This is a genomic window from Agarivorans sp. B2Z047 (genome assembly GCF_023373605.1).
Lineage (GTDB): Bacteria > Pseudomonadota > Gammaproteobacteria > Enterobacterales > Celerinatantimonadaceae > Agarivorans > Agarivorans albus.
Map to the genome: position 1 here is coordinate 2126207 of NZ_CP088080.1, position 24362 is coordinate 2150568.

At 43.7% G+C, this 24362-nt stretch carries 21 protein-coding genes; 16 read left to right on the top strand and 5 right to left on the bottom strand.

Translation table 11 applies throughout. The features are described from left to right. Positions 1-85 precede the first annotated feature (85 nt). The 4 genes from LQZ07_RS09760 to LQZ07_RS09775 all read left to right on the top strand — a co-directional run bounded on the left by LQZ07_RS09760 (position 86) and on the right by LQZ07_RS09775 (position 3954). The gene (locus tag LQZ07_RS09760; protein ID WP_227981084.1) at positions 86-397 is read left to right on the top strand and encodes a YqcC family protein; all 312 of its coding nucleotides are present in this window, start codon (positions 86-88) and stop codon (positions 395-397) included. Beyond that, on the top strand, positions 397-1158 hold the full coding sequence (gene truC / locus LQZ07_RS09765) for a tRNA pseudouridine(65) synthase TruC (RefSeq protein WP_152779269.1): 762 nt from the start codon (positions 397-399) through the stop codon (positions 1156-1158). Before LQZ07_RS09760 ends, truC begins: the two co-directional genes overlap by 1 nt. Positions 1159-1578: 420 nt before the next feature. After that, entirely contained in the window at positions 1579-2865 is a 1287-nt protein-coding gene (locus tag LQZ07_RS09770; protein ID WP_016401195.1) for a carbohydrate porin, read from the top strand. 90 nt (positions 2866-2955) lie between these two features. Continuing rightward, the gene (locus LQZ07_RS09775) at positions 2956-3954 is read left to right on the top strand and encodes a MalM family protein (protein WP_152779267.1); all 999 of its coding nucleotides are present in this window, start codon (positions 2956-2958) and stop codon (positions 3952-3954) included. Between the two features lie 324 nt (positions 3955-4278). Here LQZ07_RS09775 and lamB read toward each other — a convergent pair whose 3' ends face one another. Continuing rightward, entirely contained in the window at positions 4279-5571 is a 1293-nt protein-coding gene (lamB, locus tag LQZ07_RS09780; RefSeq protein WP_152779266.1) for a maltoporin LamB, read from the bottom strand. Positions 5572-6124: 553 nt separating this feature from the next. On the opposite strand from lamB, the gene ptsG reads away from it, so the two are divergent. Beyond that, positions 6125-7561 carry a PTS glucose transporter subunit IIBC gene (gene ptsG, locus LQZ07_RS09785; protein ID WP_152779264.1) on the top strand — a complete coding sequence of 479 codons (1437 nt, stop codon included), beginning with the start codon at positions 6125-6127 and terminating at the stop codon, positions 7559-7561. Positions 7562-7620: 59 nt separating this feature from the next. Here ptsG and LQZ07_RS09790 read toward each other — a convergent pair whose 3' ends face one another. The 4 genes from LQZ07_RS09790 to map all read right to left on the bottom strand — a co-directional run bounded on the left by LQZ07_RS09790 (position 7621) and on the right by map (position 12691). Continuing rightward, a complete protein-coding gene (locus LQZ07_RS09790) occupies positions 7621-7998 on the bottom strand; it encodes a DUF3461 family protein (RefSeq protein WP_016401191.1) in 378 nt (125 codons plus the stop codon). 190 nt (positions 7999-8188) lie between these two features. Then, complete coding sequence (dapD, locus tag LQZ07_RS09795) at positions 8189-9226, bottom strand: 2,3,4,5-tetrahydropyridine-2,6-dicarboxylate N-succinyltransferase (RefSeq protein ID WP_152779262.1); 1038 nt, start codon at positions 9224-9226, stop codon at positions 8189-8191. Positions 9227-9262: 36 nt separating this feature from the next. After that, the gene (glnD, locus tag LQZ07_RS09800; RefSeq protein WP_152779260.1) at positions 9263-11872 is read right to left on the bottom strand and encodes a bifunctional uridylyltransferase/uridylyl-removing protein GlnD; all 2610 of its coding nucleotides are present in this window, start codon (positions 11870-11872) and stop codon (positions 9263-9265) included. Positions 11873-11896: 24 nt separating this feature from the next. Further along, a complete protein-coding gene (map, locus tag LQZ07_RS09805; protein WP_152779258.1) occupies positions 11897-12691 on the bottom strand; it encodes a type I methionyl aminopeptidase in 795 nt (264 codons plus the stop codon). 306 nt (positions 12692-12997) lie between these two features. On the opposite strand from map, the gene rpsB reads away from it, so the two are divergent. From rpsB to lpxD, 11 genes are all read left to right on the top strand, one after another. Continuing rightward, positions 12998-13732 (top strand): 30S ribosomal protein S2, encoded by a 735-nt coding sequence (rpsB, locus tag LQZ07_RS09810; RefSeq protein WP_016401186.1) that lies wholly within the window; start codon positions 12998-13000, stop codon positions 13730-13732. Positions 13733-13834: 102 nt separating this feature from the next. Continuing rightward, complete coding sequence (gene tsf / locus LQZ07_RS09815) at positions 13835-14683, top strand: translation elongation factor Ts (RefSeq protein ID WP_016401185.1); 849 nt, start codon at positions 13835-13837, stop codon at positions 14681-14683. 75 nt (positions 14684-14758) lie between these two features. Beyond that, positions 14759-15508 (top strand): UMP kinase, encoded by a 750-nt coding sequence (pyrH, locus tag LQZ07_RS09820; RefSeq protein WP_040307020.1) that lies wholly within the window; start codon positions 14759-14761, stop codon positions 15506-15508. Positions 15509-15519: 11 nt separating this feature from the next. Next, on the top strand, positions 15520-16077 hold the full coding sequence (gene frr, locus LQZ07_RS09825; protein WP_016401183.1) for a ribosome recycling factor: 558 nt from the start codon (positions 15520-15522) through the stop codon (positions 16075-16077). A 69-nt stretch (positions 16078-16146) separates the two neighbouring features. Continuing rightward, positions 16147-16938, top strand: coding sequence for a polyprenyl diphosphate synthase (gene uppS / locus LQZ07_RS09830; protein ID WP_152779256.1), 792 nt, complete (start codon positions 16147-16149; stop codon positions 16936-16938). Then, the gene (locus LQZ07_RS09835) at positions 16931-17773 is read left to right on the top strand and encodes a phosphatidate cytidylyltransferase (RefSeq protein ID WP_152779254.1); all 843 of its coding nucleotides are present in this window, start codon (positions 16931-16933) and stop codon (positions 17771-17773) included. The genes uppS and LQZ07_RS09835 overlap by 8 nt, the downstream gene beginning before the upstream one ends. A gap of 6 nt (positions 17774-17779) precedes the next feature. After that, positions 17780-18982, top strand: a complete 1203-nt coding sequence (gene ispC / locus LQZ07_RS09840; RefSeq protein ID WP_152779252.1) for a 1-deoxy-D-xylulose-5-phosphate reductoisomerase — start codon at positions 17780-17782, stop codon at positions 18980-18982. Then, positions 18979-20331, top strand: coding sequence for a sigma E protease regulator RseP (gene rseP / locus LQZ07_RS09845; RefSeq protein ID WP_152779250.1), 1353 nt, complete (start codon positions 18979-18981; stop codon positions 20329-20331). Before ispC ends, rseP begins: the two co-directional genes overlap by 4 nt. 27 nt (positions 20332-20358) lie before the next feature. Beyond that, a complete protein-coding gene (gene bamA, locus LQZ07_RS09850) occupies positions 20359-22788 on the top strand; it encodes an outer membrane protein assembly factor BamA (protein ID WP_152779248.1) in 2430 nt (809 codons plus the stop codon). A gap of 24 nt (positions 22789-22812) precedes the next feature. Further along, entirely contained in the window at positions 22813-23322 is a 510-nt protein-coding gene (locus tag LQZ07_RS09855) for an OmpH family outer membrane protein (protein WP_016401177.1), read from the top strand. A gap of 2 nt (positions 23323-23324) precedes the next feature. Further along, positions 23325-24350, top strand: a complete 1026-nt coding sequence (gene lpxD / locus LQZ07_RS09860; protein WP_152779246.1) for a UDP-3-O-(3-hydroxymyristoyl)glucosamine N-acyltransferase — start codon at positions 23325-23327, stop codon at positions 24348-24350. Positions 24351-24362: the final 12 nt, after the last annotated feature.

The window sequence follows — 24362 nt, forward strand, 5'->3', positions numbered from 1 at the left end:
TTATAGTGGAGAGGGCAATTATCTCAGTTTGGTAGGTAATGTTAGATTGGAATGTTACACTGCGATTTTTGCTTTAATGAATACGATGCCGCAACAAATCATGCCATTGCTTTTGGAACTTGAGCAGTGCTTAAAACAAGCTAATAGTTGGCAAAACACTCTACCAAGTAACGAGCTACTTGCTAGTACTCAGCCATTTTGTATCGACACCTTAAGTTTGCCGCAATGGTTACAGTTTATTTTTATCCCTAAAATGCGTGAACTCATTGAACTCGGCGCTCCGTTACCTCAAAAAGTTGAGATAAGCCCTTATGCAGAAGAGGCGGTAAAGCAATTGGCATTTAACGCTAAGCCCTTGTTGGACGTTATAAAAACAATCGATGAGAGTTTTAAGTAATGACTGTCGACTCTAAGCCTAATGAAGAGCTTGTTGAAGCTATTCCAGAACAACTTCAGATCTTGTTTGAAGATGACCATTATGTAGCGGTATATAAACCGGTTGGGTTGTTAGTTCACCGAAGTTGGATAGCTAAAGAAGCTACCCAATTTGCTTTACAGATTTTGCGTGATCAAATTGGCCAATATGTTTACCCAGTGCACCGCTTAGACAGACCAACCAGTGGTGTACTTATCATGGCTAAGTCATCTGAAGCTGCCCGCAGGCTTTCCGAACAATTTGCTGCACAACATATAGATAAGCAATATCTTGCTTTGGTTAGAGGTTATATAGAGGGGGAACACCAGCTAGATTATCCGTTGAAGGAAAAGCTAGATAAGATGGTGGATGCTAAGGCACAGCAGGATAAACCTGCCCAGTCAGCCCTTACTTTTTACACTGGATTACAAAAAGCAGAGTTACCTTATCCATCAGGTAAATTTGCAACTTCTCGGTATAGTTTAGTGTCACTTAAACCTAAAACTGGAAGAAAGCACCAATTACGCCGTCACATGCATCACCTAAGTCATCATATTATTGGTGATACTACTTACGGCGATGGTCGTCACAACCGCTTATTTCGAGAGCTGGGGCTACCTGGGCTTTGGTTGTTTTCTAAGCAATTAAGCTTCGTTCACCCTTATATTGACAGCGAAATCATCATCGATTGTCCCATGCCCGAGCGCTGGAAACAGCTATTTAAGCGAATGTCTTGGAAATAGTTCCCTTTTTATTGGTGATCTGTATCACACTTGTGGAAGGTAATTGGAACTTTGAAAAGGCTTTCACGGTCGTGAAAAAAAATTACTTTTTTTAGGTCTTAACCTTAAATATTAGTTCAAATTTTGGTTTTTTTTAGTAATTAACCTACTGAAAGCCTTTTCTTTGTGATTGAAAGCATTTTCAAGGCTTTTCTTATGGTCATTGGATGATGTGATCCACACCTTGTTTTCACCCCTGAAACCCTTGTTTTCAAGCGATTTTCAGAAAAATCATTCTGTGAGCTAGTTCAAAGTTGTCTGGAAATAGGCTCCCTATAATCCATCTCAGTTAGCGGATATAAGCACACTTACAAATGCACCGCTGGCTCTTACTAAATAGGGTAAGGGACTTAAGTAGTTCTAAAGGAAAAGGAAAGGATTATGAAACTGAAAACACTTGCTGTTGCAGTTACTGCGGCAACAATTTCTTCAAGCGCATTCGCTCTTGATTTCAACGGTTACTTCCGTGCTGGCTTCGGCTTGAACGCTGATGGTGGTTCACAGTACTGTTATGGTGATGGTGGCCCTAACGCTCACGTTGTTGGTCGTTTAGGTGATGAGTGTGATACTTACGCAGAGTTAGCATTGAGCCAAAACGTTGTAGAACGTAACACTGGTGAAAAGTTCTCTATTCACACTTTAGTTGCTTACGGTACTCAAGAAGGTAACACTGACCAACGTGGTAATTCTTGGCAGGGCGTAGGCGAAGCTTCAGACCCATGGTCTGGTCAGCGTCTATCTTTCCGTGAAGCTTACGCTAAGTACACTATGGCTAGCGGCACAGAAATCTGGGCTGGTAACCGTTACTACGGTCGTAAAGATGTACACATCAACGACTGGTACTACGTAAACGGTTCTGGTTACGGTGCTGGTGTTGATAGCATTGACCTAGGCTTCGCTCGTTTGGGTGTAGCTGTACGTCATAACAAATGGCATGATGTAGGTGGTGACGATAGCCAACCTTACACTTCAACTCCTCAATTAGACGTTCGTTTAAGCGGTATTGATATTGGTTTAGGTTCTATTGATTTAATCGCTATGGGTGGTAAAGCTAACCTAAGTGATGCTCAAGAAGATGCTCAAACTGATGGCAGCTACAACGACAAAACTGGTGTTCAGTTAACTGCTGAGTGGGCTGTTGGTCTACCTGGTGGCTTCAACAAGTTAGTTGCTCAGTACTCTACTGAAGGCTACGGTTGGTCTGGTTACGGTATGAACAACCATTTAGGTGATTCATACAACATCGGTGGTGGCGGTGACTTAGGTCGTAAATCATGGCGTATCATTGACCACGGTGTGGTTAAATTTGGTAGCAATGTAGATATGGGTTGGTCTGCTTTTTACTCGCAACTTGATCAAGATGACGCGGGTGACAACAACAAGAGCGATGGTACTCGTTACGGCGTAACAATACGTCCTCGTTACTTGTGGAACAACACCATGAGCACAATCCTTGAAGCTGCATACTACAATGCAGAAGACCCATGGATGAGCGAAAGTGCTGACCTTAACAAGGTTGCATTAGCTCAAGCTTGGTCTCCTCTTCAAGAGAAAGGTGGTTTCTGGGCACGTCCTGAAATCCGTATCTTCGTAGCGAAGTTCGGTGGCGACATGGCTCAAGAGAAAAATGACCTTATGTACGGCGCTCAAGTTGAAGCTTGGTGGTAAACACTGCTTTTTAACTTAAATAGTTAGAACGCTAGTCAAGACCCTTAAAATAGAATATTTTAAGGGTCTTTTAGTTTTGAGGAGGTAGTAATGAGAACGAAACTTGGTGTAGTAGTTCTAACTTCAATGATAGGTTTGACAGCGTGTAGCTCTGGCTCAGATAGCTCTATGCTAAGCGGAGGCGCTGATACTCGGTACCTGTACGCCGATACCCTTGTTACAGGGCGTACATTAGACTCGGCACCAGTTTGTTGTAATAGTTTTCAAGATATCAGCTATAAAGCCACTAGTTATAACTACCAAGCTGAAGAAGCAATAGATCAAAATCGTCAAGCATTTCAGTTCAATACGGGAAAAAGTTTTATATTAGCTTATAAGTTGCCTGATCTGGGCGAAGACATTCCTATTACGCTAGAAGCACAAATTGGTGAAACTGTTTTTGCTCCCACAGTTGCTTTATTAAATGAGAATTTTGAAGTATTAAGAGTATTGCCCGCTGATTTTTTTAAGTATGTAGAGGCTAAGCACTTTAAGCCCAATATGTTAGCGGCTACTTTTAAGATCCGCTTGGCGTCGGGCTTACCAGAAGAACGTGAGCGCTACATGATTGTATATACAACAGATCAATCATTGAGCGATGAGACCCAAATTGTGCACCCAGCTAGGACATATGCTAAAGCTCAGGCTAAAGCTGATCCAGGTCTACCTGATCCACTAATTCCACATTCTGCTATGGGAATGGTGAATATGACATTCAACTCTGCCAACTCTTCGGTTTTTTCTGATCAAGCTTGGTTTGGTGGGAAAAAAGAAGAGCCTCTTCCTTCTCCCTCTAGTCAGGGAACCGTGGCAGCAGCAAGCTCCGCTGGAGCAGCCGTGGCCGTTTCATCAACAAATTCAAGTGGCTCTGATAATAGAACACTTAAAAAAGCGATGCTTCCCGAAACAGAGGCTTTTTACAATAAGTTAATTGAAGACATGATTAACAATGATGAAGTAGAGAAAGCGCTTAAATTGGTTGAAGAAGCAGAATATGCAGGCTCACGCTCCGCAAGAAATACTTTTATTGAAGCTGTGAAAAACAAATAAGGTTTCTTTTCGTTTGATATTAAGCCAGCGTTAAGCTGGCTTTTTTGTTGCTAGCTATCCAGTATAAACGGGTGTGTACTAAATATGTTTAGTTGTTGTGGCCTTAGTAAAACATCTTGTGCGGTGAGTAGAGTGGGGAAAGGCTTATCTGGGTTCAGTCAAAAAGGCAGTTCGCATAATGCTCTGCGTTAATCAGTGTTCCTATTTTACGAGTCTTATCGGTGAGAGTATTTGGAGTGGTTAGTGAAGGAGAGTGACTCACTTACTAGCATAAAAAAGCCCTCTTAATGAGGGCTAAAAATAGGCATTTTTATTATTTGGTGTTTACCACCAAGCTTCGGCTTGGAAACCAAAGGTTACTTCATCTTTCGAGCTAGAGTCACGAGAGATGTATTGGTCTGATTTCGCGTAAGTTGCAAATGCACGAAGAGCTGGACGTGCAAATACATTTGGACCAGCTTGCCACTGCTGGGCAATAGTTACTTTAGCTAGTTTGTTATCTTCGCTACCATTAGCTTTAGCTGCATCTTGGAATTCAACTACATCGTAGCCTAGGTCTAAGATAGTAGATAGGTTATTGCTCCAGTTGTACTGAGGACGAACACCAACAGTGAACAAGGTAGAGCCTTTGTTATCATCTTTATCGTAGTTTTCGTAGTTAACTACGTAAGACATGGCCGCTGACTCGCCTAAATCAACCACACCCCAGTTTAGTAAGCGGTACCAGCTGCCTTCATTGCTGTCGGTGCGATAAACCGGATCATCACCTTCGTCAGCCATATTTTCGTAGCCAAATCCGCGAAGTTGACCACTTGCGCCAATACCCGCCATAGCGTCTGTTGCATAAGATACAGAGAACTTGTTAAAGCCACCAAAGAAATCACCTTGAGTGTGCTCAGCCATCACGAACACGCCGTTGTCTTTTTGGTTTTCGATGTTGAAATCTTGGTCAGCCGCTTCAGAGTACATGCCGTAAATACCTACTAAGCTCAACTCGCCGTTTGAGTTAGTAGAGATGCCGTCTAAGCGTAAATCTAAGTTGTTACCAGAGAAATCAGCCATAGTTTGGCCAGAGCCGGCAATGTTGGCATCAAATAATGCTTCAGAAGTATTACGAACCCATGCAGCAGAAAGCTTAGCAAAGCCTACATCGATATTTTCGATACCAGCACCTGCACCAGCATTTGCCAAGTAGTAGTAATCAATTTGGTGAACGTCACGACGTTGGTAAAAACGCTTACCAGCCCAAAGGTTTGAACCTTCGAAAGATTCAACCATGTTTTGGCCAGAAACGTACATTTCGCGCACTGCAGAAGGGCTTTCTTCCCAATCGTTACGTTGATCTACAGAGTGAGCAAGTAGGGTATGTACACCCATTGCTTTGTTGCCCTCTTCATACAAAGGTGCAGATAATGCTATTTCAGCATAAGTTTCACATTCGTTACCCAAACGGTGTTTATATGGTGAGCCGTCGGCTTGGAAGCACATTTGCTCGCCGCCTGAACCGGTAGCGCCAATTCCTGAACGCATGTAACCGTTAAATTCTGGTGTTGCGGCAATTGCTTGAGTTGACATCGCGGCTGATGCTACTGCGATCGAAAGTGTTTTTAATTTCATTACATAAACCTTATGTGTATTAATTTCCAAATTAGGACATAAATAAGCACCCTGTTCTGTAAATTCCAATTCCTGCGGAACATTATGTCGAAAGCATTGTCTCAGTAGTTTTGTAGTTTGTCGTGTGAGGAAACTCACAGTTGTAGTGTGAAAACCCTTTCTTATGCTTTTAATTGTTTATTTGATGGTTTTTTATTCTTCTGTTGGTTGAGTGTTTGGTTTTGTATGCTTTTAATGTGCGTCTTGGGGGAAGCTAGCAGCTTGTTAATTTATGGGAAGGTAGAAGGTGAATAAAACGAAATAGTTACTCGATACGGCATTTTTATCTTAATTGAAAATAAGTGTTACAAAGTGTTACAAAAAGTGAGGTTTAACTTGTGCCAAATCGCATTTTTCTATTCCGTACACGCCTAAACTAAGGCCCTGAAATCGTAAGAAAACGAATTTAGCGGCAACATCAAAATAATTATATTTAAGCCGCTTAAAAATTGGCCTTTTGAAGGAAAATGGCTAAGGCTTTATTTAGTTTACTATCAGCCCCTAGGAGCTCACTATGTTTGGAAATTTGTTTGCACAAGCGCAAAAGGTAGGTAAGGCACTGATGCTACCAGTATCAGTACTACCTGTTGCGGGTATTTTGTTAGGAGTCGGCGCTGCAGACTTCAGTTGGATGCCGCATATCGTATCTCAATTGATGATGAACGCAGGTGATGCTGTATTCAGTAACATGGCATTGTTGTTTGCCGTAGGTGTTGCCTTAGGTTTTACCAACAACGATGGTGTTGCAGCATTAGCGGCTATTGTTGGCTTCACCATTATGGAAAAAACATTGACCGTTATGGCGCCTATAATGGACGTTGAAACGATCAATACTGGTGTGCTTGGTGGGATTTTAGCGGGTGCTGTTGCCGGTTGGGCATTCAATCGCTTCTTCCGCATTCAACTGCCTGCCTATCTAGGTTTCTTTGCGGGTAAGCGTAGTGTGCCGATTATCACTGGTTTCCTAACTATTTTCTTAGGTGTGCTACTAGCGTTTATTTGGCCTCCTATTGGTAGTGGTATCGCAGCATTCTCTCACTGGGCAGCAGAGCAAAACCCAACGCTAGCCTTTGGTATTTATGGCATTGTTGAACGTTCATTAATTCCATTTGGTTTACACCATGTATGGAATGTACCGTTCTTCTTTGAAGCTGGTCAGTGTAAAACGGCTGCTGGCGAAGTGGCTAACGGCGTATTAACCTGTTACTTACAAGCAGATGAAGCTACTCGCGCTGCGGGTAATGGCTTTGGTCAACTAGCCGGTGGCTACATGTTTAAGATGTACGGCTTACCTGCTGCGGCGATTGCTATCTGGCATGCTGCTAAACCTGAGAACCGCGCTAAAGTTGGCGGTATTATGATCTCGGCTGCGCTTACTTCATTCCTAACAGGTATTACCGAACCTATTGAATTTGCGTTCCTATTTGTTGCTCCTGTTCTTTACGTAATTCACGCACTACTTGCTGGTTTAGCATTTGTTATTACAAACTCTTTGGGTATGGTTCACGGTACATCATTCTCTCACGGTTTGATTGACTTCATCGTTCTATCTACTAATGCTCAGAAGTTCTGGTTATTCCCTGTAATTGGTTTAGGTTATGCAGCTGTTTACTACACAGTGTTCCGTGTGGTTATTGCTAAATTAGACCTTAAAACCCCAGGCCGTGAAGACGAAGATGAGTCTGCTAGTGCTGCAGCTCCGGTATCTGAAGACGAAATGTCTAAAAACCTAGTAGAAGCGTTTGGCGGTAAAGCTAACATTGTTAGCCTAGATGCTTGTATCACTCGCTTACGTATTCAGGTTAAGTCGGTAGAATCTGTTGACCAACCAAAGCTTAAGAGCTTAGGTGCAGCTGGTGTAGTAGTTGCTGGCCAAGGTGTTCAAGCTATCTTTGGTACTAAGTCAGACAACTTGAAAACTGATATGGAATCTTACCTAGCAACCGTTTAGGTTTAGTGTAAGTGTTAAAAAGGAGGCTTTAGCCTCCTTTTTTGTGTCTGCTTTTAGCTTTATAAACGTTCTAGTTTAGCCTCAATTTCTGCAATTTTATTAGATACTACCTTTTCCAAATGTCTTAACTCAGAAAGCACTTGTTGTTTGGTATCTTTTTCTTGTTGGTCTCTGCGAGTAATTTTATCCAGTTCTTCTACGATAAAGCGTAGGTTAGCATTTATTTCAGTAGTGTCTTTGTAAGTGCCGCGACCACCATCAATGAGTACCGTTTTTTTCTGCCTTGGATATTTGAATTTTACACTGCGGGTGAGAAAGTCACCTTTTTCCTTATGGAAGTAAATCTTGAGCGTATCAGAATTGGCTTCTTGGCGGAGGCTATAACGTTCAATGTCGCTTGGATTGGTAATGCCAATGCTTTTTAGATTTTTGTACATACAATTTCCTTCATAACGAATTGTCATTCTAGTGCTAGAAACAGTCGCCGCCGCATTGTTCTGCAGAGCCTGTATATTGCAGCATAGCTCATTACGCGTAGAAGGAGTGTGAACTAGTGGGCTTTTTATGTGGAGGAATTTAAGAGGGAAAGTAGGCCCAAGCTACTGCAGTAACTTGAGCCGTTTTAACTTAGTTATGTGCGTGTAGCTCTTCGTTTAAGGCAATCGCTGTTTTGTTGGTTAAACATTCGATTGCGCCAGTAAGGCTATTACGGCGGAATAGCAGATCTGATTTTCCTGCAAGTTCACGGGCTTTTATAGTGCCTGCTTGTTGCTTATTTTCGTCTATTAGTACTACTTTGGTACCCGAGGTGATGTATAGGCCAGACTCAATGGTACAGCGATTTCCTAGTGGGATGCCAGTACCAGCGTTTGCACCAATTAGCGATTCTTCACCTACTGCGATAACAATGTTACCACCGCCTGACAGGGTACCCATGGTTGAACAACCACCACCTAAATCAGAGCCTTTACCTACAAATACTCCAGCAGAGATACGGCCTTCGATCATGCTAGTGCCTGCAGTACCTGCATTAAAGTTACAGAAACCTTCGTGCATAATTGTAGTGCCTTCGCCGATGTAAGCACCTAGGCGAACCCGTGAAGTTGCCGCAATACGCACACCACTTGGTACCACGTAGTCAGCCATTTTCGGAAACTTATCTACAGAAGTAACCTGTAGTAATTCACCTTTAGCACGGGCTTCTAACTGGCGGGCTGGTAACTCGGCTAGATCAATAGCACCTTGGTTAGTCCACGCTACGTTAGGAAGTACCGCGAAAATACCACTTAAATCGGTACCGTGAGGTTTAACTAAGCGGTGAGAGAGTAGGTGCAGTTTAAGGTAAGCTTCTGGTGTTGATGCAGCTGCATCATCTTGGCTTAGTAAACATAAAACGCGAGGCTGTTCACTGCCTAATAAAGCGTTAAGCGCAGTTACTTGCGCTGTTAAACCTAGAGCTTCGGCATTGGCGATTAAGATGTTTAATGCTGCATCGTCTAGTTCAATGTCTTGTTTGCCATTGTTGTAATCTAAACCTTTAGTTAGGCCTGATACTTCTGCTTCGCTTGGGTTTAAAACCGGAGCAGGGTAAAAAACTTCTAGCCATTGGCCATTTGCGTTTTTACTTCCCACACCAACGGCGTAACTAAAAAAGTCTTTAGACATGGTTGTCTCCAAAATAGTGGTTGAGCTTGCTAAATATTATTGTTTGAGTGCTTGTTCCAGAATGCTCTTAAGCTGCTGCTTTTGCTCTGGACTTAGCTTTTCACGTTCACAGTTACTAATACTGAAGAAATCTTCTGCTTTCTCACCAATGGTGGTGACTTTAGCTGCGTGAATCGTGTAATTAAAGGATTGAAATACGGCGCTAATTTTAGCCAATAAACCAGGCTTATCCAAGGCGACAACCTCAATCAAGGTTCGATTGCCTTTAGTGGGCAAAAACTCTACGCGAGGTGCGATAGAGAACTGCTGCACTTGGCGTGGCACACGGCGCTGTTTCAAATCAATTGGCGCAGCAACATGGAGCTTTTCGGCCAATGTTTGTTGCAGCAAAATACCGCGCTCTAGTGAGAGAGGTTCGCCCTCATGATCGAGCACCACAAAGGTATCAAGTACAAAACCATCACGGCTCGACATGATCTGCGCATCATGAATATTCAAATTCTTTTGATCTAGTTCAGCGGCAACTGATGCGAATAAATGCGGTATATCTTGGCAATGGATAAATATCTCTGTGCCGCCGCGAGTTGCGCGACGACTAACCAATACTAAAGGCTGGTCTTCGCTGTGGCCCCATAAGTGGTCGCTGTGCCAAGCAATTTGCTGAGGAGTGTGGCGCAGAAAGTAATCGGCCCTAAAACGCTGCCATAAGCCGCGCACTTGCTCTTCTGAATAGCCTTTAAGTTCTAATTGCTGAATGGCTTTCTTCTGCTTATCTCTAATCACCCCACGAATATCGACAGGATTTTCCAAGCCTCTTCGTAAGGCTTTCTGTGTCGAATTATAAAGTTCGCTTAATAAGGTTCGCTTCCAGCTGTTCCAGGTATCGTCATTGGTTGCGCAAATATCTGCTACCGTTAAACAAAGCAACATGTCTAGGTGGCGTTGATCACGTACGACCTTAGCAAACTCGGTAATCACTTCAGGATCATAAATATCGCGGCGTTGAGCGGTTACCGACATCAATAAGTGGTGCTTAACTAGCCACGCTACGGTGCGAGCGGAGGGTTTACTAAAACCATGAGCCAAACAGAACTCTTCGGCATCTACCGCACCCAAGGTTGAGTGATCGCCTTTGCGTCCTTTCGCTATATCATGAAAAATTGCTGCTAAAGCCAGTAAATCAGGTCTCTCTAAACGCGGGTATACTTGGCAGCAAAGGGGGTGAACCTCTTTGGTTTTTTCATCATTAAATGAGTGAATTTTGTTAATCAGGCGATGGGTATGCTCATCAACAGTGAAAGCGTGGAACAAGTCAAATTGCATTTGACCTACAATGCGGCTCCAAGCAGGGAAATAGGTTGATAAAACCCCATAGCGGTGCATTAAGGTCAGCGGTAACCCAGTCACGTTAGGGTGCTTAATAAGGCGTCTAAAGTAGCGGCGACACTCTGGTATATCTTGCAACCAATGGGTTAACCTGCGTCTCGCTTCGCGTAACTGGCGCAAGGTTGCTGAGTAAATACCGGTAATCTTCGGATTATCGGCAATGTGTAAAAACATCACCAAAATTTGTTCAGGTTGCTGCAAAAACAGCTGGCCATTCGCGCTATCAATTAGGTTGCCACGTAGCATAAAGTTTTCATCGACTGGCTGAACATCCATGGCGGTGTTACCAAGGATCGCTTCATCGAAGAGCTGCAGTAGCATTTCGTTTAATTCAGAAATTCGACGCACCGTTTGGAAGAAGTGCTTCATTAAACGCTCAACGGGCGCATTGTGCTCACCGCTATAACCCAATGACTGAGCTACAGCTAACTGGCGATCAAATAACAAACGGTCATCACTTTTAGGCAAGTGAATATGCAGCGCAAAGCGCACTCGCCACAAAAAATCTCGACAATCTTGCAGTTCTCTACACTCTGCTAGAGTAAGGAAGTTTTGTTTAGTGAGTTCATCTAAGTCGCTACTGCCAAAGTGGCGACCGGCGACCCAACAAATCGTTTGAATATCACGTAAGCCGCCAGGGTTGGCTTTAATGTCTGGCTCCAAGGAATAAGCGTTACCTTTGTATTGGCGGTGACGACTTAGCTGTTCATCCTTTTTGGCGCGGAAAAAAGCTTCGCTAGGCCAAAAGCTGTCGGCGCAAACGGCCATACAGAGCTCTTGATATAGTGCTTTATCACCAAACAGTAAACGTGACTCTTGTAAGTTGGTGGCAATGGTAATGTCTTCTAAACCTAGCTCTAAACACTCTTTGAGCGTGCGAACACTTTGGCCTACATCTAAGCGTATATCCCACAGTAAGGTAATAAACGCTGATATTTTGTCTGCTATTGCTGATTTAACTTGCTCTCGAGTGAGAATAAGAATGTCGATATCTGAACGAGGGTGTAGTTCGCCACGGCCATAACCACCTACGGCAAGCAACGAGAGCTCTGGGTGATCGGCTAAACCAAAATGCTTCCACAAACAGTTGAGTAACAAGTCCATTTGTTGAGAGCGCAACTGCACTAACTCAACGACATGCACGCCCTGATTGAACTGATCGGCTAAGTACTCTTGCAGTTCGTCTAGATATCGCTTACTACTTTTAAGCGATATCTCTTCTACGCAGGGCAAAGGCGGTGCTGCTAACGTCGTTTCCATGACTATACCTCTAAGACCCGTTGGTTAGTGTTTAATAATACGTGGTAAGTCTTCTTCGTCACGAAGTGTTAACACTTCAACACCGTCATTAGTGACTAACAGCGTGTGCTCCCACTGAGCAGAGTTTTTGCCGTCATTGGTGCGCGCTGTCCAACCATCTTCTTCGTCAACCCAGTTGCCCTTTTTGCCTTGGTTGATCATCGGTTCAATGGTAAAGCACATGCCTGCTTTTAATACCGTTCGGTCGTTATTGCGGTAATGCATGATTTGTGGTTCTTCATGGAAACCTTCGCCAATACCGTGGCCACAAAAGTTATCGACGATGCCATAGCGATAGTTGCCTTTTTTCAAGTATTTTTGAATTGCATTACCAATATCGCTGACTTTATTGCCAGGTTTTACCACTTTAATGGCTTGGTAGAGCGCTTGTTGAGTCACGCGGCATAATAGTTTATCGGCAGGTGAGGCATTGCCTACCAAAAACATTTTGGAGGTATCACCGTGATAACCGTCTTTTATTACGGTGATATCGATGTTTATTACATCGCCATCTTGCAAGATATGGGTACTAGATGGAATGCCATGACATACCACATCGTTTACCGAGGTACAGATTGATTTAGGAAAGCCATGGTAATCTAGTGGCGCAGGAATAGCCCCTTGCTCGTTTACTATGTAGTCATGGCAGCGTTGATTAAGTTCATCGGTGCTAACGCCAACCTTAACATAAGGGGCGATCATGGTGAGAACGTCTGCCGCTAGGCGACCAGCAACGCGCATCTTTTCAATTTGTTCTGGGGTTTTTATTACTATGCTCATGAGTACTAATAGTTGAGTGTTTACCTTGGTTTTGCCGCTAGTTTACCGTAAGGGCGAGGGGAGTTGTAGTAGCTAGAAAAATTAACGAAAAGTTTAGCCTTAGCTTTATCAATATGGCTATTTATGGTATAAAGCGCGCCGTAAGTCATTACTCTGGTTTTCGAATTAGCGTGGATGCTTACATAAATTAAATATTTATATTTTAAACACACACACACATCGTCACGTTTTCCGGGGTGCTGGGCAATTTAGTCTGGTCGGTAAAATGGGATGTGTGGAGGCCTAACCCCATTTGAGGAAATTATAATGGCAAACGTTTCAATGCGCGATATGCTTCAAGCAGGCGTACACTTTGGTCACCAAACTCGTTACTGGAACCCAAAAATGAAGCCTTTCATTTTTGGTGCTCGTAACAAAGTTCATATCATTAACTTAGAAAAAACTGTACCTATGTTTAATGATGCAATGTCTGTTCTTAAGAAAGTTGCATCTAAGAAAGGTAAAGTTCTTTTTGTTGGTACTAAGCGCGCTGCTGGTGACACCATCAAAACTGAAGCACTTCGTTCAGATCAATTCTACGTTAACCACCGTTGGTTAGGTGGTATGTTGACTAACTGGAAAACAGTACGTCAATCTATCAAGCGTCTAAAAGATCTAGAAGCTCAAAGCCAAGACGGTACTTTCGAAAAGCTAACCAAAAAAGAGGCGCTTATGCGTACTCGCGAAATGGAAAAGCTTGAGAAAAGCCTTGGCGGTATCAAAAACATGGGCGGTTTACCAGACGTATTGTTTGTAATCGATGCTGAACACGAGCACATCGCTATTCGCGAAGCAAACAACCTAGGTATCCCAGTTATCTCTGTAGTTGATACTAACTCTGCACCAGACGGTGTTGATTACATCATTCCTGGTAACGACGATGCTATCCGTGCAATTAAATTGTACCTTGGCGCAGCTGCTGATACTGTTATCGAAGGTCGTCAAGACGACATCGTAGTACAAGCTGAAGAAGATGGTTTCGTAGAGGAAGCTGCTGAGTAATTAAATGCAATAAACTGCATTTATACTGAGTAAGCTTGATGATTAGCAGGGGACAAGCTTGTCCCCTGAGTTTTATCCGATAAACAGTCGAGGATCAAACAAATGGCAATTACTGCTGCCCTAGTAAAAGAACTGCGCGACCGTACCGGCGCAGGCATGATGGATTGTAAAAAAGCGTTGACTGAAACTGATGGTGACATCGAGTTAGCGATTGATAATATGCGTAAGAGCGGTGCTGCTAAAGCGGCTAAAAAAGCGGGCAACATTGCAGCTGACGGCGCGATTATTATTAAAGAAGGCGCTGGTTTTGCAGCCCTACTAGAAGTTAACTGTCAAACTGACTTTGTAGCTAAAGATGGCAACTTTACAGCGTTCGCTGAAAAAGTAGCTGAAGCTGCAGCTGCAGAAAAAACTGACATCGAAACTTTGAAAGCAAACTTCGAAGAAGAGCGTGTTCAACTGGTTGCTAAAATCGGTGAAAACATCTCAATTCGTCGCGTTGAGTACTTAGACGGTGCTCCAATTGCTTCTTACCGTCACGGTGAGCGTATTGGTGTTGCTGTAACTGGTGAAGCTGATGTTGAAACTCTTAAGCACGTTGCAATGCACGTTGCTGCTTCTAAGCCAGAGTTTTTATCTCCTGAAGACGTACCAGCCGACGTTGTAGAAAAAGAGAAAAAGCTACAAATCGAAATTGCTATGAACGAAGGCAAACCAGCTGAGATCGCCGAGAAAATGGTGACTGGCCGTATGAAGAAATTCACCGGTGAAATCTCATTAACTGGCCAAGCGTTCATCATGGAGCCTAAGAAAACTGTTGGCGCTATCTTGAAAGAGAAAGGTGCTTCTGTTGCTGGTTTCATTCGCCTAGAAGTTGGCGAAGGCATTGAGAAGAAAGAAGAAGATTTTGCTGCAGAAGTTGCTGCACAAATCGCTGCAGCTAAAAAGTAATTTTAGTTGTTCTTCAGGTTGCGGTATCATGCCGCAACCTTCTTGTATTTCTAGATAAGAGAGATCATCATCGCTATGAGCACCAATCCTAAACCTGCATATCGTCGCATTCTTTTAAAACTTTCAGGTGAAGCCCTAATGGGTGATGAAGGTTTTGGTATTGACCCTAAAGTATTGGACCGTATGGCTCTTGAAATTAAAGAGTTAGTAGAATTAGGTATCCAAGTTGGGCTAGTTATTGGTGGTGGTAACCTGTTTCGAGGCGAAGGCCTTGCAAAAGCAGGTATGAACCGTGTAGTGGGCGACCACATGGGCATGCTAGCAACCGTGATGAACGGCTTAGCTATGCGTGATGCATTACATAGAAATTTTGTGAACGCGCGCTTGATGTCGGCCATTGAGCTAAATGGCGTGTGTGATTCATACAACTGGGCAGATGCTATTAGCAATCTTAAAGCCGGTAAAGTTGTTATTTTCTCAGCGGGTACGGGTAATCCTTTCTTCACAACAGACTCTGCAGCGTGTTTACGTGGCATTGAGATTGAAGCTGAAGCAGTGCTTAAAGGCACTAAAGTAGATGGCGTCTTTACCGCCGACCCTGTAAAAGACCCTGCAGCCACTTTATACAGTGAGCTGGATTACGCTGAAGTACTAGACAAAGAACTAAAAGTGATGGATTTAGCTGCTTTCACTTTAGCGCGAGACCATAACTTGCCAATTCGTGTATTTAACATGAACAAACCTGGCAGTTTAAAGAATGTTGTTATGGGCGCAGATGAAGGCACCACTATCTGTCACGTATCAAATAAAACAGAAACAGAGTAGGGATAGTTATCGTGATTAACGAAATCAAACAAGATGCTCAAACACGCATGGGTAAAAGCATTGAGTCTTTGAAGTCTCAAATGTCTAAGGTTCGTACTGGCCGCGCCCACACAAGTCTGCTAGACGGGATTATGGTGCCATATTACGGCGTAGACACGCCGTTAAAGCAAGTTGGTAATGTTTCAACTGAAGACTCGCGTACGCTAACCGTAACCGTTTTTGATGCTAGCCTCATTAGCGCAGTTGAAAAAGCCATTATGAGTTCAGATTTGGGCCTAAACCCTTCTTCTGCAGGTACGCTAATTCGCATTCCATTACCAATGCTAACCGAAGAGCGTCGCCGCGACTTAATTAAGATTGTTCGCGCGGAAGCAGAACAAGCTCGTGTGGCTATTCGTAACATTCGCCGTGATGCCAACAGCGATGTAAAAGAACTACTAAAAGAAAAAGAAATTGGTGAAGATGATGATCGTCGCGCACAAGACGAAATTCAAAAAATCACTGATGCAGCCGTTAAGCAGGTTGATGAAGCCTTAGCTGCAAAAGAAGCTGAATTGCTGGAAGTTTAATCGATTCAACGATTGAAAATAGCCGTGTCTTGTTACACGGTTTTTTTTTGTAAGTAAGAGTAGTGAATTATGACCTTACCTGAAGCGCAGCAGTTAGCCGTGAAAGATGCTATGCCAAAGCACGTTGCCATCATTATGGATGGCAACGGGCGTTGGGCTCAGCAACGCGGTAAATTGCGCATATTTGGCCATCAAGCAGGGGTGAAGTCTGTAAGACGGGCTGTAAGTTTTGCCACCCAACTTGGCGTAAAGTCATTAACCTTGTTTGCCTTTAGCAGCGAGAACTGGCGACGCCCAGAAGAAGAAGTGTCAAGCTTAATGAACTTGTTTTTGACAGTTTTGCAACGAGAAGTTAAAAAACTGAAAAACAATAATGTACAACTAAGAATAATTGGTGATACTTCTCGCTTTAGCGAAAAACTGCAAAAGCGTATTGCCATTGCTCAAAATGAAACTGCCACAAACGATGGTTTGGTGCTAAATATTGCGGCTAATTACGGCGGTCGTTGGGACATTGTAAACGCTAGCCAACAACTTGCAGAGCAAGTTAAAAAAGGACACTTAGATGCGCAAGATATTAGCGAAGAGCATATCTCGGCATTAATGGACAGTGATACGGTTGGCGATGTAGATTTGTTAATCCGTACCGGTGGCGATCACCGAATTAGTAACTTTTTGCTATGGCAAACCGCTTATGCAGAGCTTTACTTTAGTGATGTGTTGTGGCCAGATTTTGACGAAGATGCATTTGGCGAGGCCATTGCTGCATTTGTTAGCCGCGAGCGTCGCTTTGGTTGTACTGGGGAACAGGTACAAGCTTTGTTGATAGATAATCAAAAAAATGAGGATCATTTTGCTTAAGCAAAGAATCATAACGGCGCTGATATTAGCGCCTTTGGCCCTAGCTGCAATTTTCATGTTACCACTGTTTGGCTTAGCGGTGGTGTTTGCATTAGTGCTGGTGTTAGCAGCCAGAGAGTGGGCGAGAGTGGTGTCTGACCAAGGTTCAAAGCGTTTGAGCTTTTTTGTCGTTTTTGCTTTGGTTTTTGGTTTTAGCTTGTGGCAACTCCCGCTAGACAGTTTGGCACATTCAATTTGGTTTAGCTCCATGCTGGGCCTTGCTGTAGCTGCGTGGCTAAGTAGTTTGTATTTGCTCTCCAGCTATCCTCATTCGGCGACGTTTTGGCACAACAGCAGCGTTTTTAAGCTGTTGGTTGGGCTGGTAGTGCTACTTCCATTCTTTTGGTCTTTAGTCTTTTTACGTTCAGTAGACCCGAACAATCCGGCAGTTGGCGGTGCTTGGGTGCTCTACGTATTACTGCTAGTTTGGGCCGCAGATACCGGGGCATACTTTGCCGGTAAGCGTTTTGGTAAACGTAAGTTGGCTAAAAATGTTAGCCCCAAGAAAACCATTGAAGGTTTGCTGGGCGGCTTTGCGGTTGCAGCGTTGGTCACTGTGGGCGCATTTATCTTTTTAGATATACCACAAGGCAAAGAGTGGGTATTGGTAATAGCCAGTGGATTTACCGTTTTAGCCTCGGTAGTGGGTGATTTGGTTGAAAGCATGTTTAAGCGTCAAGCCGGAATAAAAGACAGTGGTAGTTTGCTTCCTGGCCATGGCGGCCTGCTTGATCGCATCGACAGCATGACTGCAGCGATGCCGGTATTTGCTTTTTTCTTCCTTCACTGGATGTAGCCCTTGATGAGCAAGCAATTGGTTATTCTTGGTGCCACCGGATCGATTGGTAGCAGTACCCTTAAAGTTATCCGCGAAAATCCTGAGAGCTTTGCTTTGTTTGGTGTGACAGGTGGCAAAAACCTAAGCGCTATGTTGGATATTTGTCGTGAGTTCTCACCTCAATATGCACTAATGGCCGACCAACCTAGTAATCAAAGATTACGTGAAGCGATTGAAGCGGAGTCTCTTACAGTAGAGGTACCTAGCGGCAGCAACGCCATTACTGATCTGGTTAAAGCGACTGAAGTTGAATTGGTGATGGCTGCAATTGTTGGCGCTGCTGGATTATTACCTACGTTAGCTGCTGTAGAGGCTGGCAAAACGGTGCTGCTTGCTAATAAAGAAGCTTTGGTAATGAGCGGCGCTATCTTTATGGAAGCGGCGCAAAGAAGCGGAGCTCAAATTCTACCGGTCGATAGTGAGCATAATGCTATATTCCAATGCATGCCGGAACAAGTCCAACAGCAGCTTGGTTATTGTAATTTGTCTGAGGCTGGCGTAAGCAAAATTTTGCTTACCGGTTCTGGTGGGCCTTTTAGATACACTGAGTTGGCCAGCTTGTCGTCGGTAACCCCAGCGCAAGCTTGCGCACATCCGAATTGGTCAATGGGGCAAAAGATCTCGGTAGACTCAGCCACCATGATGAACAAAGGCTTAGAGTATATAGAAGCTAAGCGCTTATTTAATACTCAGCCTAATCAAATAGACGTAATCATTCATCCCCAGTCCATTATTCATTCTATGGTGCAATACTGCGATGGTTCCGTGTTGGCGCAAATGGGCCAACCGGATATGGCTACACCAATCGCCCATGTGATGGCATACCCACAACGGCAAGTCTCTGGGGTAGGGGCCTTGGATTTCTTCAGTATTGGCGAATTGAGCTTTATTCCACCCGATTATGCTAAATACCCTTGCTTGAAATTAGCTATCGACGCCTGTTACGACAGTCAAACAGCTACTACCTGCTTAAATGCGGCGAACGAAATCGCCGTGGAAGCATTTTTGGCAGAGCGGATAAAATTCACCCAGATTGCTGAAGTTGTCGCCACTTGCTTGGATAAACAGAGTTATATGGGCGCCGAAACTGAACTTTCAGTTTTACTAGAGGTCGACCAAAGGGCGCGAATGCATGCTGATGCAGCGGTTAAAAGGATCTGTGCATGAACGAAGTGATTTGGAACACCAGTTTTTTTATTATTGCCCTAGGCATTTTGGTAACGGTGCATGAGTTTGGCCACTTTTGGGTTGCCCGTCGTTGTGGCGTTAAAGTAGAGCGTTTCTCAATAGGTTTTGGTAAAGCGCTTTGGCGTAGAACTGCCAAAGATGGTACTGAATATGTAGTGGCAATGATCCCGCTTGGTGGCTACGTAAAAATGCTCGATGAACGAGTTGCCGAAGTGCCTGCCGAGCTTCGCTCTCAAGCCTTTAATAATAAAACATTGGGTCAGCGCAGTGCGGTTGTCGCGGCTGGTCCTATTGCTAACTTCTTGTTGGCTATATTAGCTTTCTGGCTGATGTTTGTTATTGGCGTTCCTTCGGTCAAACCGGTTCTAGGTGGCGTTGCACCTAACAGCATTGCTGAGCAAGCTGGTCTTCGTTCGGGTCACGAGATTATCATGATTGACGGCCAGAAAACGCTGGATTGGGAAAGCGTTAACTTAGCCTTGGTTAGCCAGCTTGGTAATGAGTCGATGGCCGTGGAAGTGCAAGACACCGAAACCCAACAAACTCAAATGGCTTATTTGGATATTCGTCAGTGGCAGTTGGACAGTGAGCAGCAAAGCCCGATTATTAGTTTAGGCCTACAACCATTCAGCCCAAGCATCTCGATGAACGTTGCAAAGGTAGTTGCTGGTAAACCTGCCGCAGAGGCCGGTTTGTTAGAAGGCGATAAGCTGGTAGCACTAGATGGCGTTAATCTCGCGTCTTGGCAAGATTTTGTTACTTATGTTCAAGCTAGGCCGCATCAGGCAATTGTTGTTGATGTGGAGCGTGCTGGTAGCCAAGTACAGCTAACCATGACTCCTGAGGCCAGAGAATACCAAGGGAAAGAAAGCGGCTATGTGGGTTTAGCACCTGAAGTATCTGAGTTCCCAGAAAAGTATAGAATTGATTTGCATTACGGTTTTTTTGATGCGTTTGGCAAATCTCTCGAACGAACTTGGCATTTAAGCAAATTGACCGTATCTATGATCGGTAAATTGGTGACAGGCGTGGTTTCATTAGATAACCTTAGCGGTCCAATATCTATCGCTAAAGGTGCTGGAGCTACCGCCGACTACGGCTTGGTTTATTTTTTAGGTTTTGTTGCCTTGGTGAGTATTAACTTAGGCATTATTAATTTGTTTCCCTTGCCAGTGCTAGATGGTGGCCACCTAGTATTTTTTGCCATTGAGGGCATAACTGGTAAACCCGTGTCAGAGCGTGTGCAGGAAATTGGATTTAGGATTGGTGCAGTGTTAGTGATGGCTTTGATGAGTCTTGCTATTTTTAATGATTTTATGCGCTTATAACAATTAAATAGGACGTTCTTTTTTCTTATGTTCAAAAAGCAGTTGGTTGTTGGACTTTTACTAGCCTGCATCTCCGGAACGACTCTCGCCGCTGGAAATTCGGCGTTTACTGTTGCAGATATTCGGATCGAGGGATTACAACGGGTATCGCTGGGTGCCGCGTTATTGCAAATACCTTTACGTATTGGCGATGAGGTAGACAGTTCTCAAGTTAGTGACAGCATTAAGCGCTTGTATCGCAGTGGCAACTTCGAAGACGTTCAAGTTTTCCGCGACGGCGATGCATTGGTATTCAAAGTTCTTGAAAGGCCTACCGTTAGCAATATCGAGTACTCTGGCAATAAAGACATCAAGACCGAACAACTCGAGGAGTCTTTACGTTCATCGGGCATCAAAATAGGCGAGCCCTTAGATAAAACTAATCTTCGTAATATTGAAAAAAGTCTTGAAGACTTCTATTACAGCGTGGGTAAGTACAGTGCGCGGGTTAAAGCGATTGTAACGCCCTTGCCGCGCAATCGAGTTGATTTGAAGTTTAATTTCCAAGAAGGTTTGTCTGCAGAAATTGAACAAATTAACATTATCGGTAACCAAAAGTTTTCATCTGGTGAGCTAATTAAACGTATGACGCTCACCGATAGTGCCCCTTGGTGGAATGTACTTGCCGACCAAAAGTATCAAAAACAAAAGCTAGCCGGTGACTTGGAAACCATTAATAGCTTTTACTATGATCGCGGTTATATCCGCTTTAAAGTTGATTCCACTCAAGTTGCTTTAACGCCCGATAAGAAAGGTATTTACATCACCATTAACGTTGATGAAGGTGAGATCTACACAGTAGAGAAAGTCGAGTTAGCGGGTAACTTGCTGGATAAGAGCGCTGAGTTAAATGGCTTAGTGAGCATTAATCAAGGTGATACTTATAGCGGTGCTGAAGTCACTAAAACTGAAGAATTACTGTCTAAATTCTTGGGTCGCTATGGTTACGCTTATCCTCAAGTTAATGTTTTCCCAGTAATTAATGATGAAGATAAAACCGTAGTTCTTAACATCAATATAGATCCTGGTAATCGAGTTTACGTTCGTCGAATCAACGTGAGCGGCAACACTATCACCAAAGACGAAGTGCTGCGTCGAGAGATGCGCCAAATGGAAGGTACTTGGTTATCAAGCCGCTTAGTTGAGCAATCAAGAGCCCGCTTAAGCCGTTTGGGCTTCTTTGAAACGGTTGATGTAGAGACAGTGAAAATTCCGGGCTCTGATGACCAAGTGGATGTCAATTTTACTGTTAAAGAGCAACCTTCGGGGTCGTTTAATGCCGGTGTGGGCTTTGGTACCGAATCAGGCTTAAGTCTGTCCGCTGGTGTACAGCAAGACAACTTCTTGGGCACCGGTAACCGAGCAGGTATTAATGTAAGTACTAACAAATATTCTAAGAATTTTGATGTTAACTTTACTGACCCTTACTTTACAAAAGACGGGGTAAGTTTTGGCGGCCGTTTCTACTACACCGACTTTGAAGCTTCAAAAGCCGATATTGTAGACTATAACAACGAAACAATTGGTTTACGCGGTACTCTTGGTTTCCCTGTTAACGAATACAACCGTTTGAGCGTTAGCTTAGGCCTAGAGCAAAACAAGATTTCGCAGTTAAATGCTTATGCGCAGATCCAACAGTTTTGGGATATTTATGCTCCCCACCGAAATGATGATGGTTCTCTAACCTTTGGGTCCTTGGATACAACCTTGGGTTGGAGTCGCAATACCCTAAATAACGGCTCTATGCCTACAGCGGGTTCTTCACAGAAATTCGATACTAAGATAACCATTCCAGGTTCAGATGTTCAGTATTTTAAAATGAGCTTTGATACTCGTCATTTCTTCCCTATTACTACTAACCACGACTGGGCGTTTGCGGTGCGTGGTAAGGTTGGCTACGGTAATGGTTATGGACAGATCGAGGGTAACGACCAAATTTTACCTTTCTTCGAAAACTTTTATGCCGGTGGTTATTCTACCTTACGTGGTTTCCGTTCAAATACCGTCGGCCCACGTGCGCTTTATTTAGTAGATAATAATGGTAGTTCGTATGTTACCGCGTCTGATGACTCAGTGGGCGGTAACGCTTTGGCGGTAGGTTCAGCTGAGCTCATCTTCCCAACTCCATTTCTTGACGAAGCTTATATTCGTCAAGTTCGTACCACTGCATTTTTAGATTTTGGTACTGTTTGGGATACCGAGTTTGATTATGAACGTTATAGTCAAATGCAATGTATTAGGTATTGTGACCGTTTTGGTGATTATTCATCACCGGACCGAATTCGAGCCTCAGTAGGTGTGTCTATTCAATGGTTCTCTCCTATGGGACCACTGGTATTCTCATTTGCTAAGCCAATTAAGAGTTATGAAGGGGATCGATCTGAAGCCTTCTCATTTAACATTGGCCAAACTTTTTAACTTTTGATTTTAGGAGTAAATCTTTTGAAAAAACTAATTGCTGCTGTTGCCCTAGCTGCAACTATCGTAACCCCGAGTTTTAGTGCGCTAGCAGAAACTAAAATTGCTGTGATTAATATCGCTGAAGTTTTTCAACAATTACCTCAGCGTGACACGTTACAAAAAACGCTAAAAGACGAGTTTGAAGTGCGTGTGCAAGAAGTTCGTGGCTTGGAAGCTGAAATGCAACGTCTTTATGATAAACGTGAGAAGGATGGCGAGCTGCTAGGTCAGCAGGAAGTAACCAAGATTACCCGTCAGCTTGAAACTATGCAGGCTGAATACAAACTTAAGCGTAAAAACTTAGAGGAAGACCAACGCCGTCGCGGCGCTGAAGAGCAACAAAAATTGATGATTAAAGTTCAAGACGCAATTGTTGAAGTATCTAAAGCACAGGGCTACGATTTAGTATTACCTTTAGATGCAACAGCGTATGCATCTGACTCTTTGGATATTACCAAGCAGGTTGTTCAACAAGTGAGTAAGAGTAAGTAAATATGACACTAAGCCTTGGCCAAATCGCTGAGCAACTCGGGCTTACCCTTGATGGTGATCCCGAGCTAGTTATTTCAAATATTGCCCCCTTTGAAAAAGCAGGGGCGCAAGAGATAAGCTTTTTAACAAACGCAAAGTATAAGCCTATGCTGGCCACTAGTAAGGCTGGTGCACTTATTTTGTCTAAAAGTCATGCTGACGCTTTTTCTGGCAATATCCTGATAAGTGAAGACCCTTATGTTAGTTATGCCCAATTGGCGCAGCTACTAGATACCACCCCAGCTAGCGCAAGCAGTATTCATCCATCCGCTATTATCGAAGATGGCACGAAAATTGGTAACAATGTATCTATTGGCGCTAATGCAGTTATTGAAAGCGGTGCTGTTTTAGGCGATAACGTACAAATTGGAGCGGGTTGCTTTGTTGGTAAAAATGCAATTATTGGTGCAGAGACAAAATTATGGGCCAATTGCAGCATCTACCATGAAGTTCAAATTGGCCAGCAGTGTTTAATTCAAAGCAACACTGTGGTTGGTTGTGACGGTTTTGGCTATGCCAATAAGCAAGGCCAATGGGTAAAAATTCCGCAATTGGGCACGGTGATTATTGGCGATAAAGTTGAAATTGGCGCTTCGGTCTCCATCGACCGAGGCGCGTTAGACAATACCGAGATTGCGTCAAACGTGATTATCGATAATCAAGTGCATATCGCTCACAATGTAACGATTGGCACCGGAACTGCCATTGCAGGTACTACTGGGATTGCCGGTAGCACTAATATTGGCCGTTATTGCATTATTGGTGGTGGTGTTGGCATTAACGGCCATATCGATATATGCGACCAAGTGACTATCACCGGTTACTCTATGGTCACTAAATCAATTAGTGAACCAGGCACTTATTCTTCAGGCATGCCAACCCAAGCGAATCGTCAGTGGCGAAAATCAATGGCTCGCCTATCTCAAATAGATGAGATGCATAAACGCATTGTAAGCTTAGAGCGCAAGAACAGCGCTGAAGCTGACTAAACTAGGAACAGA

Excerpts from the sequence above, each read along its gene's own strand:
- LQZ07_RS09760 (WP_227981084.1), top strand. The coding sequence starts at position 86 with ATGCCGCAACAAATCATGCCATTGCTTTTGGAACTTGAGCAGTGCTTA.
- truC (WP_152779269.1), top strand. The coding sequence starts at position 397 with ATGACTGTCGACTCTAAGCCTAATGAAGAGCTTGTTGAAGCTATTCCA.
- LQZ07_RS09770 (WP_016401195.1), top strand. The coding sequence starts at position 1,579 with ATGAAACTGAAAACACTTGCTGTTGCAGTTACTGCGGCAACAATTTCT.
- LQZ07_RS09775 (WP_152779267.1), top strand. The coding sequence starts at position 2,956 with ATGAGAACGAAACTTGGTGTAGTAGTTCTAACTTCAATGATAGGTTTG.
- lamB (WP_152779266.1), bottom strand. The coding sequence starts at position 5,571 with ATGAAATTAAAAACACTTTCGATCGCAGTAGCATCAGCCGCGATGTCA.
- ptsG (WP_152779264.1), top strand. The coding sequence starts at position 6,125 with ATGTTTGGAAATTTGTTTGCACAAGCGCAAAAGGTAGGTAAGGCACTG.
- LQZ07_RS09790 (WP_016401191.1), bottom strand. The coding sequence starts at position 7,998 with ATGTACAAAAATCTAAAAAGCATTGGCATTACCAATCCAAGCGACATT.
- dapD (WP_152779262.1), bottom strand. The coding sequence starts at position 9,226 with ATGTCTAAAGACTTTTTTAGTTACGCCGTTGGTGTGGGAAGTAAAAAC.
- glnD (WP_152779260.1), bottom strand. The coding sequence starts at position 11,872 with ATGGAAACGACGTTAGCAGCACCGCCTTTGCCCTGCGTAGAAGAGATA.
- map (WP_152779258.1), bottom strand. The coding sequence starts at position 12,691 with ATGAGCATAGTAATAAAAACCCCAGAACAAATTGAAAAGATGCGCGTT.
- rpsB (WP_016401186.1), top strand. The coding sequence starts at position 12,998 with ATGGCAAACGTTTCAATGCGCGATATGCTTCAAGCAGGCGTACACTTT.
- tsf (WP_016401185.1), top strand. The coding sequence starts at position 13,835 with ATGGCAATTACTGCTGCCCTAGTAAAAGAACTGCGCGACCGTACCGGC.
- pyrH (WP_040307020.1), top strand. The coding sequence starts at position 14,759 with ATGAGCACCAATCCTAAACCTGCATATCGTCGCATTCTTTTAAAACTT.
- uppS (WP_152779256.1), top strand. The coding sequence starts at position 16,147 with ATGACCTTACCTGAAGCGCAGCAGTTAGCCGTGAAAGATGCTATGCCA.
- ispC (WP_152779252.1), top strand. The coding sequence starts at position 17,780 with ATGAGCAAGCAATTGGTTATTCTTGGTGCCACCGGATCGATTGGTAGC.
- rseP (WP_152779250.1), top strand. The coding sequence starts at position 18,979 with ATGAACGAAGTGATTTGGAACACCAGTTTTTTTATTATTGCCCTAGGC.
- bamA (WP_152779248.1), top strand. The coding sequence starts at position 20,359 with ATGTTCAAAAAGCAGTTGGTTGTTGGACTTTTACTAGCCTGCATCTCC.
- lpxD (WP_152779246.1), top strand. The coding sequence starts at position 23,325 with ATGACACTAAGCCTTGGCCAAATCGCTGAGCAACTCGGGCTTACCCTT.